Source organism: Limnohabitans planktonicus II-D5 (genome assembly GCF_001270065.2).
Lineage (GTDB): Bacteria > Pseudomonadota > Gammaproteobacteria > Burkholderiales > Burkholderiaceae_C > Limnohabitans_A > Limnohabitans_A planktonicus.
This window is the reverse complement of record NZ_LFYT02000134.1, coordinates 1-655: the sequence shown is the minus strand read 5'-3', so window position 1 is coordinate 655 and position 655 is coordinate 1. Positions and strand designations below refer to the sequence as shown.

The window sequence follows — 655 nt, the reverse complement described above, 5'->3', positions numbered from 1 at the left end:
CATCACCTTCAGCGAAGCCGTCAAAGACTTCAGCAACGCCGACGTGACAGCGCCCAACGGCACGCTCAGCACCCTGGCCAGCACCGATGGCGGCACCACCTGGACCGCGACGTTTACGCCCAACGCCAATGTGGAAGTAGCCGCCAACAGCATCAGCGTCAACCCCGGCGCTTACAGCGACCTGGCCGGCAACACCGGATCGGCTGCAGCCAGCGGCAACTACGCCGTAGACACCCAAGGCCCCACCGCCAGCATCACCCTGAGCGACAACGCCTTGACGGCAGGCGAGAGCGCACAAGTGACCATCGTCTTCAGTGAAAAAGTCACCGGCTTTGGCAACACCGACGTGGCTGTAGAAAACGGCACCCTGAGCACCCTGGCCACCACCGACGGCGGCAAGACCTGGGTGGGCAGCTTCACGCCCACAGCGGGCACGGCAGACGCCAGCAACGTCATGAGCGTGGCCAACAGCTACACCGACGTGGCGGGCAACCAAGGCGCCAGCACCAGCAGCGCCAACTACGCCATTGACCTCAAAGCGCCGACAGCCAGCATCGCCCTGAGCGACAACGCGCTCAAAGCAGGCGAGAGTGCCACGGTGACCATCACCTTCAGCGAAAAAGTCAAAGACTTCAGCAACGCGGACATCACAGAG

General features: G+C 63.2%; 1 protein-coding gene. It reads left to right on the top strand.

The window, feature by feature from the left end:
• A partial coding sequence (locus tag H663_RS41950; RefSeq protein WP_240620615.1) for an Ig-like domain-containing protein occupies nt 1–655 on the top strand: 655 nt, incomplete at both ends.